Below are 8,155 nucleotides of genomic sequence, written 5' to 3'. Positions count from 1 at the left end.
GGCCGGCGGGCGGCTGGCCGGTGCGGTGGCGAAGGCGGGCGGGCTGGGGACGCTGGGGATCGCGGGGCCCGGTCAGTTGCGAGCGGCGATCAATCATGTTCGCGCGCAGGCACCGGGGCGCGCCGTCGCGGTGAACCTGTTGATGCACTTCACCCGTCGTAGCCACGTCGCGGTGTGCGTCGACGAGCGCGTCGATGTCGTAGTGGTGGCCTTCGGTGGCGATCGCGGTATCGTCGAGCAGCTGCACAGTGCCGGAATCTTCGTCTTCGTGATGGTCGGTACCCAAGCGCAAGCGCGACAGGCAATCGGTTGGGGCGCTGACGGTTTGATCGCACAGGGACAAGAGGCCGGCGGCCATCTCGTCGGCACCATGCCGGCGCTCGACTTTCTGCCACACGCGCGTGCGGCGGCCGGTCAACGGCCCGTCTTTGTCGCCGGCGGAATCGCCACCGCCGCAGACACCCGCGCCGCGCTGGACGTCGGAGCCGACGGCGTCATTGCCGGAACGCGGTTTCTGATGACGCACGAAGCCAATGCTCATCCCGAGTATCAGCGACGGATCCTCGACGCCGAAACAACCATGGAAACCACGCTCTTCGGTCTGAGCTGGCCGCTTCGGCATCGCGTGATCCCTAATGCCGCTACGCGGCGGTGGTGCCGCAGCGACGGCACCGCCAAGGCCTTGCCGGCTGCCATTAACGCCGGCAGCCGCTGGCTAGCGGTGCTCGGGTATTTCGACGCCGGCCCGCTCATCCGCGTGCAGTCACCGAGGTTGCCGGTGTTCACACCTCTGGCGCCGCTGGCCGGCATGCCCGACTCGTCGGTGGACACCGGGGCGCTCTACGCCGGTGACAGCGCGTTACGGATCGGCGAAATCGTATCGGCTCAGCAGGCCGTCAACGACCTAGCGCCCTAACGCTTACTTCACCAGGGCCAGGGCGAACCCGTCCCAGTGCTTCGATCCGACGGTCTGGAGCACCGCGGTATCAAGCTTCGGGTGCTGACCCATGATCTCCAGCGTCTGCCGCGTTGCCCGCACCATATCGTCGGAGTTCTGTAACAGGATCGCGCCTTCCCGAATGACGTTGTCCACCACGATAACTGAACCGGGATGACTCAGCCGAACGGCCCATTCCAGGTACGCGGCGTTGTTGACTTTGTCGGCGTCGATGAACACCAGGTCGAAGGGGCCTTCGGTCACCGTCGGAAGAGTCTCCAGCGCGGGACCGACCACCACCTCGACCCGATCGCCAAGACCAGCGCGGTCGATGTTGGCCTTCGCCACTTGGGCATGTGTGGGCTCGTATTCCAGCGTGATCACCCGTCCGTCGGGTCCGGCGCCGCGAGCCAGCCAAATCGTGCTGTAGCCGCCCAGTGTGCCGATCTCCAGAATGCGGCGCGCCTTGATCGCGGCCGCCAACAGGCTCAGGAATTTCCCTTGTTGGGTGGACACCGCGATCTGCGGCAACCCTGCCGCATCGCTGGCCTCCCGGGCTGCAGACAACTCCGGATCGTCGCCGACCACGGTGGTATCCAAGAAAGCATCAACGTCGGCCGGGCTCGGATTCTGGGTCATGCGCCAACGCTAGCCCGCCGCCTTCGCCGATCGCCACCGGATGAACATCGTTACCCGATACCCCCAGGGGGTATATGCTACAGTCGTGATGTCCACTGAATCCCGAGACAGGTAAGGGTAAAAGAGATGACAAACGAAGCCGGAACACTGTTGACTTGCTCCCACGACGGGTGCGGCTGCCGAGTTCGTATTGAGGCCGAATGCCATTGTGCCGGTGCGGACCAGCCGTATCGGTGCACCTGCGGCGATGAGATGGTCGCGGTCAGCTAGCGCACGCCTTCCTTGGCGTAGACCACCCGCAGGACGTGCCCGAGCTCAGGCCCCATGACCAGCTCGGCCAACGTGCATAGCGTTGCGACATACTGCGATCCGTGCGGCGGCTGTGCATCGCAGAGATGGTGTGCGATTTCGTGTAACACCACCAGTTCGCGCATCGCCCAGCCAGCCGTCGCACGGTCGGGAACCGCGATAATGCCCGCGCCGTCATGGTTTTCGTAGTGAGCAGCGGTGGCCGCCCGCCGTGCCCGCACCTTCAGCGGGGACACGTTTGGCCACTGGCGCCGTACCGTCGGCAGCGCCAGCACCTCGTCGACATAACGCTGCACCGCCGGGACCGACGCGAACCGCGCCTCTGGCGGCAGCGTCAACTGCTCACCGAAGAACTCCACGCTGGCTTTCCCGTGTTCGGCGGCTCGGTCGAACAGCGTCCGGACGAACTCCTCAGCGGCGTAGACCTTCGAACGCTGCCAGTCCCGCGCGGCCGGGTCCTCGGCGTTCACCGATCCAGCGCGGTCCGCGCTCCGGATAGTTCTGGGCCGCTTCCCAGTCGCGCCCGCTTGCCCGCTCGGTCCCCCGCCCGCCGCGCCGACGAGGAGTATCCCGCAGTAGCCCTGCTGGCCTGCCAGGTGCCCCGCGCCTGCGAGGCACTCCGGTAGTGATCGCGAAGTTCGATCTCCTTGTTCCGCAGCGCAATCGCTGTTCCCGGTGGACGGCGACGATCTCTCTTCGCTTCTCGCTGAGTTTGCTCACGCGCCTCGGTCAACCGCTGACCAACCCGGGCGCCAAAGGCAAGCTGAAAATTCAGCCGTGCGGTGATCGTCGGGGTGGGCCGGTGCGCACCCGACGAGATATAGGAATCCGACGCGCGCACCATTTGAACTACCAAGCTGGCATACAACGCATGCGTGGCATCGATGTCCTCGGCAAACCCATAGGCGTACACGAACGTCGAGTTGGAGGCCACGTCGCAGCGGACGTCGTTGGCATGGGCGATCACCACGAAGAGCTGCACATATGTCCGCAATCCCTTGGTTCCGGGCGCGCCGATAGTGATCGTGCGCTGGGTCGGCGCCTGGGCGGGCGTCCGCTTGTCCGCGTGCGATCGGGCCACCGCCAGGTCGATGGACGTCGCGGTGGCCAGCCGTTGCGCGGCTGCCATGAACGCCTCTGCCTCATGGGCGTTGTCGGTGCCTTCGGCCTGACGCAAAAGGGCGGCGATCCGCGCCAGCATCTTGTCGTCAGTCATGGCGCCGCTCCTCCTCATCGCTTCGTCCCCCTCGCCGCTACGCGGCTGGGAGGTGCCCCCACTGCATCGTCGCCGGCGCGGGTCATGTCACCAAACTAAAGGAACCGTACGACTTTCCGCTGCGGCGGCTCACAGTCTTGCGTTGATCCACGAGACCACGTCGTCGAGCACCTGATTACGCTCGGGCTCGTTGAACACCTCGTGATACAGACCCGGGTAGACCTTTAGTTCGACGTCGGAACTGCCGACGGCCTTGACCAGCTGGCGGCTGCCGTCTGCGGGGATCAGCCTGTCCTCGGATCCATGCACGACCAGCAGCGGCGCGGTCAACGCGGGGGCCCGTTGCGGCATCGTCTCACTCACCGTCAGCAACGCGCGGGCGATACCCGCGGGAACCTTGCCGTGATGGACCAGCGGGTCGGTGTTGTAGGCATTCACCACGGCCGGATCGCGGGATATCGCGTTGGCGTCGAGTTCCTGCACCGGCAGGCCCGGCGCGATCGCGCCGAGAGCCTTGGCGACCATCACCAGCAGTGGCGACACGGCGGTCTGGGCCGCCACCGCCGGCCCGGATAGCACCATCAGGTCGTAGTCGTCGGGTCGTTCGACGCCGTAGGCGAAGACGATGCCGCCGCCCATGCTGTGGCCGAGCACAATGCGCGCCAGCCCGGGGTGCTCTTTGGTAGCGATACCGACCAGCGTGTCGAAGTCGCCGGTGTACTCGGAGATGTGTTTGACCAACACCCGCTTGCCGGCCGAGCGGCCATGTCCGCGGTGGTCGAGCGCGTAGGTAACCAGGCCGTCCTCACCAAACCGCGCAGCGACGTGGTCGTAGCGGCGGGCGTGTTCGCCCAGCCCGTGCGACAGCACCACCACCCCGCGCGGCGCGATGTCGGGCGTCCAGATGTCATAGACGATGCGGACACCGCCCACACCGTCGAAGGACCGTTCGGCGCGGGTGGTTGTCATCAGGGGCAGCGTAGCCCGATTGCCCGCCTCCTCCTCGCGCCGCTCCACGGCGCGCATCGTCGGCGGGCGGACCCCGCATGTCGGACGCGGTGCGTAAGCTCGCTCGGGTGAGCGTGCTCGCCGAAGATTTCGCCCGTGGCGGCGACCCGGATTTTTCTGCCAGCGCTGAGCCCTACCGGCGCGAACTACTCGCACACTGCTACCGGATGACCGGTTCGTTGCACGACGCCGAGGATCTGGTGCAGGAAACCTTTCTTCGCGCCTGGAAGGCCTACGACCGTTTCGAGGGAAAGTCGTCGGTGCGCACCTGGCTGCACCGCATCGCCACCAACACCTGCCTGACCGCCCTGGAGGGCCGATCGCGCCGGCCGTTGCCGACGGGCTTGGGCGCACCCAGTTCGGACCCGGCCGGCGAGCTGATAGAGCGAGCCGAGGTGGCGTGGCTCGAGCCGTTGCCGGACGTCTCCAAAGATCCCTCCGAGATCGTCGGATCGCGCGAATCGGTGCGGCTGGCCTTCGTGGCGGCGCTGCAGCACCTTTCGCCCCGGCAGCGAGCGGTGCTGGTGCTGCGCGAAGTGCTGCAGTGGAAGGCCGCCGAAGTGGCCGAGGCAATCGGCGCTAGCACGGCCGCCGTCAACAGCCTGCTGCAGCGTGCGCGGTCGCAGCTGGAGGCCGTCGGGCTCAGCTCTGAGGACCGGCTGGCGGCACCGGATTCCGCCGATGCGCAGGACCGCTTGGCGGATTACATCGCTGCGTTCGAGGCCTACGACATCGACCGGCTGGCGGAAATGTTCACCAGCGAGGCGATCTGGGAGATGCCACCGTTTGTCGGCTGGTATCAGGGTCCGCAGGCGATCGCGGCGCTCATCCACCAGCAGTGCCCCGCGGAGGCCCCCGGCGATATGCGCCTGATCCCGTTGACCGCCAACGGACAGCCCGCCGCTGCGATGTATATGCGCGAGGGCGACAAGCACCTGCCGTTTCAGTTGCACGTGTTGGACATGCGCGCGGACGGGGTGTCCCATGTGGTGGCGTTCCTCGACACCACGCTGTTCGCGAAATTCGGCCTGCCGACCCAGCTTTGAGCCAGCGCTAGAAGAGCCGGCTATCCGGTGAGCGCACAGGTCGCTGCACGACCGGCTCACCACGGTGCTGGCATCGCTGGAACCGACCGCCCGGGTGACGCGCGAGCTGAGCACGCTGATGACGATGGTCACGTTGCAATCGGTCACGCATGCTCTCGAAACCGAGCTGGCATCAACGGAATTCGTCGTCTTGCCGATCTTCGGATGGGATGGTCAGCCGGAGTACCGGATCGAGATCCACTTGGGCGGCCGTGACGAGCTCATCCTGCCCGACCTCGAGCCGCGCCCAGGCACGCCCAGACGCTGCTAGTAGCGTAACCCTCCATGGGACGCGTGGACGGAAAAGTTGCATTGATCAGTGGCGGAGCCCGCGGGATGGGCGCATCGCATGCGCGGGCGTTGGTCGCCGAAGGTGCCAAGGCCGTAGTCGGCGACATCCTTGACGACGAAGGTCGCGGGCTGGCACAGGAATTGGGTGATGCGGCGCGATTCGTCCACCTCGACGTGACGCAGCCCGATCAGTGGAAGACGGCTGTCGACGTTGCGCTGCACGAGTTCGGCAGGCTCAACGTGTTGGTCAACAACGCCGGCATCCTCAACGGCAACACCCTGCAAAACTTCCCGTTGGCCGACTGGCAGAAGATCATCGACGTCAACCTCACCGGGACCTTTCTGGGCATGCAGGCAGCGGTCGAACCGATGACCGCGGCCGGCGGCGGGTCGATCATCAACATCTCCTCCGTCGAAGGCCTGCGCGGCAGTCCCGGACTCTATGGGTACGTCGCATCGAAGTTCGGCGTACGCGGTCTGGCCAAGGCCGCCGCGTTGGAGCTGGCGCCGCAGGGCATCCGGGTCAACTCGATCCACCCCGGGCTGATCCGCACCCCGATGACAGCCGGCGTTCCGGAGGATTTCCTGCAGATCCCGCTGGGCCGCGGCGCCGATCCCGGCGAGGTTTCCGCCTGCGTCGTTTACCTGGCCTCCGACGAGTCGTCGTACTCCACCGGCGGGGAATTCGTCATCGACGGCGGGCTGACCATCGGGGTGCCACACAAGACCATGTAGGCGGCTATCACCGCAGCTCAAAGCTTTTCTTGACACCTGTTTTGCAACGCGTTCTCGGCGGTTGGCTAAGATCGCTGGGATGAAGACCAAAGGCGCGCTTCTCTGGGAGCTCAACTCGGGATTTCAGGTCGATGAGATCGACGTAGGCGATCCCGTCGCGGACGAAGTCCAGATTCAGCTGCATTCCGCTGGCATGTGCCACTCCGACTACCACCTGACGACCGGAGCCACCCCGATCGGGCTGCCCGCACTCGGTGGTCACGAAGGCGCCGGCGTCGTCACCAAGGTCGGCAAGGGCGTCACCGACATCGCCGAGGGCGATCACGTCATCTTGGCCTTCATCCCGGCGTGTGGCCATTGCCCGCCGTGCCTGAAGGGCTTTCGGTCGCTGTGTGACCGCGGCGCGGTGTTGCTCGGCGGCAAGGCCATCGCCGACGGCACCTGCCGGGTGCGGGCCGGGTCCCACGACGTGTCGCCGATGAACCTGCTGGGCACGTTCGCGCCGTACATGACCGTGCACAAGGATTCGGTCGTCAAGGTCGATCCCGCTGTGCCGTTCGAGTCGGCTGCGCTGCTGGGGTGCGCGGTTCCGACCGGATTCGGCTCGGCCACCAACGTTGCCCAGGTTGCGCCGGGTGAGACGGTGGCGATCGTCGGTGTCGGCGGCATCGGGATGAGCGCGCTGCAAGGTGCGGTGCTCTCCGGCGCCAAACACGTGATCGCCATCGATCCGCATCAGTTCAAACGCGAGCAGGCCATCAAATTCGGCGCCACCCATGTCTACGAGTCGATGGCGGCCGCGATCGCGCCAATGATCGATCTGACTTACGGCCTGATGGCCGACAAGACCATCATCGCGGTCGGCGAAATGCGCGGCGAAATGATCGAAGAAGCGATGACGTTGACCGCCAAGACCGGTACCTGCGTCGTCACAGGCATGGGCGCGATGACCGACGTCGACGTCAAACTCAACTTGTTCCTGTTCACGATGTTGCAGAAGACGCTGAAAGGCAACATCTTCGGCGGCGGCAACTCGCATGTCGAGACGCCCCGACTGGTCGGACTGTATAAGTCGGGGCTGCTCAAAATCGACGAGATGGTAACCGGCACCTACCGACTCGAAGACATCAACCAGGGTTATCAGGACATGCTGGACGGCAAGAACATTCGCGGTGTCATCCGCTATACCGAAGCCGACTGGTAGATCCGGGCGCAGGCTGGGTCTGATTTCCCCACTCCTCCGCAAGATCTGCATCGTCGCCGGGCTAGCCTGGACGGTATGCCTGCCACCGTGCAGATTCGGCGGGCCGCCGACCGGGCGGTTACCCAGACGTCTTGGCTGAACTCCAGGCACTCGTTTTCGTTCGGCGACCACTACGACCCGGGCAACACCCACCACGGCGTGCTGCTGGTCAACAACGACGACGTGGTGGCACCGGCTGCGGGTTTCGCTACCCACCCGCACCGCGACATGGAAATCGTGACTTGGGTGCTGGACGGCTCGTTGGCACATCGCGACTCCGCTGGTAACAGCGGGGTGGTCTATCCCGGTCTGGCTCAACGGATGTCGGCGGGCACCGGCATCTTGCACTCCGAAAAGAACGATTCGGTCAGCGATTCCGTGCGTTTCGTGCAAATGTGGGTGCAGCCCGACGTGTCGGGCATTCCGCCGAGTTATCAGCAGCACGAGGTCGCCGACGATCTGCTCGCCGGCCGCCTGGCGACGATCGCCTCGGGAATGGCCGGACACGATCCCGCTATCACCATCCACAACAGCGCGGCGGCATTGCATGGCGCGCGCCTGCGGCGGGGCGAGAACGTAGAACTGCCCGCGGCGCCTTATCTACACCTGTTCGTCGCGCGCGGCCGGCTGAACATGACGACCACCGGTGACGACGCCGAACTGGCCGAGGGCGATGCGGTGCGGCTCACCGC

At 65.7% G+C, this 8,155-nt stretch carries 9 protein-coding genes and 2 pseudogenes; 7 read left to right on the top strand and 4 right to left on the bottom strand.

Annotated features, from left to right (window positions below; genetic code table 11):
* Window positions 1–916: NAD(P)H-dependent flavin oxidoreductase (locus tag WB785_RS07935; protein WP_424078294.1), on the top strand; the 916-nt coding region annotated here is incomplete at its 5' end.
* 3 nt (window positions 917–919) lie between these two features.
* On the opposite strand, the gene WB785_RS07930 is transcribed toward WB785_RS07935, so the two are convergent.
* Window positions 920–1,576, bottom strand: a complete 657-nt coding sequence (locus WB785_RS07930; RefSeq protein ID WP_424078293.1) for an O-methyltransferase — start codon at window positions 1,574–1,576, stop codon at window positions 920–922.
* Between the two features lie 126 nt (window positions 1,577–1,702).
* On the opposite strand from WB785_RS07930, the gene WB785_RS07925 reads away from it, so the two are divergent.
* A complete protein-coding gene (locus WB785_RS07925; RefSeq protein ID WP_424078292.1) occupies window positions 1,703–1,846 on the top strand; it encodes a metallothionein in 144 nt (47 codons plus the stop codon).
* Here the strand turns inward: WB785_RS07925 and WB785_RS07920 are convergent.
* From WB785_RS07920 to WB785_RS07910, 3 genes are all read right to left on the bottom strand, one after another.
* A complete protein-coding gene (locus tag WB785_RS07920) occupies window positions 1,843–2,355 on the bottom strand; it encodes a TIGR04338 family metallohydrolase (RefSeq protein WP_424078291.1) in 513 nt (170 codons plus the stop codon). The two genes, WB785_RS07925 and WB785_RS07920, sit on opposite strands and share 4 nt — an antisense overlap.
* Window positions 2,352–3,101: a DUF2786 domain-containing protein gene (locus tag WB785_RS07915; protein ID WP_424078290.1), complete on the bottom strand. Its 750-nt coding sequence runs from the start codon at window positions 3,099–3,101 to the stop codon at window positions 2,352–2,354. The genes WB785_RS07920 and WB785_RS07915 overlap by 4 nt, the downstream gene beginning before the upstream one ends.
* Before the next feature lie 129 nt (window positions 3,102–3,230).
* On the bottom strand, window positions 3,231–4,070 hold the full coding sequence (locus WB785_RS07910) for a lysophospholipase (RefSeq protein ID WP_424078289.1): 840 nt from the start codon (window positions 4,068–4,070) through the stop codon (window positions 3,231–3,233).
* Here WB785_RS07910 and WB785_RS07905 point away from each other — a divergent pair.
* The 5 genes and pseudogenes from WB785_RS07905 to WB785_RS07885 all read left to right on the top strand — a co-directional run.
* Window positions 4,018–5,155: pseudogene (locus WB785_RS07905) on the top strand (sigma-70 family RNA polymerase sigma factor). The gene WB785_RS07910 and the pseudogene WB785_RS07905 sit on opposite strands and share 53 nt — an antisense overlap.
* Window positions 5,156–5,189: 34 nt before the next feature.
* Window positions 5,190–5,473 (top strand): annotated as a pseudogene (locus tag WB785_RS07900) (MarR family transcriptional regulator); the annotation flags it as partial.
* 6 nt (window positions 5,474–5,479) lie between these two features.
* Window positions 5,480–6,220: a glucose 1-dehydrogenase gene (locus WB785_RS07895; RefSeq protein WP_424078288.1), complete on the top strand. Its 741-nt coding sequence runs from the start codon at window positions 5,480–5,482 to the stop codon at window positions 6,218–6,220.
* A gap of 79 nt (window positions 6,221–6,299) precedes the next feature.
* On the top strand, window positions 6,300–7,424 hold the full coding sequence (locus tag WB785_RS07890) for an NDMA-dependent alcohol dehydrogenase (protein ID WP_424078286.1): 1,125 nt from the start codon (window positions 6,300–6,302) through the stop codon (window positions 7,422–7,424).
* Window positions 7,425–7,499: 75 nt separating this feature from the next.
* Window positions 7,500–8,155, top strand: a 656-nt coding sequence (locus tag WB785_RS07885; RefSeq protein WP_424078285.1) for a pirin family protein, incomplete at its 3' end; no start/stop codon positions are given.

It is taken from the genome of Mycobacterium sp., from assembly GCF_049585075.1.
GTDB lineage: Bacteria > Actinomycetota > Actinomycetes > Mycobacteriales > Mycobacteriaceae > Mycobacterium.
The sequence above is the reverse complement of the archived record's forward strand: the minus strand, read 5'-3'. Positions and strand labels throughout refer to the sequence as shown.

Bases quoted from the DNA above. Each gene is read 5' to 3' on its own strand.
- WB785_RS07930 (WP_424078293.1), bottom strand. From the start codon at position 1,576: ATGACCCAGAATCCGAGCCCGGCCGACGTTGATGCTTTCTTGGATACC.
- WB785_RS07925 (WP_424078292.1), top strand. From the start codon at position 1,703: ATGACAAACGAAGCCGGAACACTGTTGACTTGCTCCCACGACGGGTGC.
- WB785_RS07915 (WP_424078290.1), bottom strand. From the start codon at position 3,101: ATGACTGACGACAAGATGCTGGCGCGGATCGCCGCCCTTTTGCGTCAG.
- WB785_RS07910 (WP_424078289.1), bottom strand. From the start codon at position 4,070: ATGACAACCACCCGCGCCGAACGGTCCTTCGACGGTGTGGGCGGTGTC.
- WB785_RS07895 (WP_424078288.1), top strand. From the start codon at position 5,480: ATGGGACGCGTGGACGGAAAAGTTGCATTGATCAGTGGCGGAGCCCGC.
- WB785_RS07890 (WP_424078286.1), top strand. From the start codon at position 6,300: ATGAAGACCAAAGGCGCGCTTCTCTGGGAGCTCAACTCGGGATTTCAG.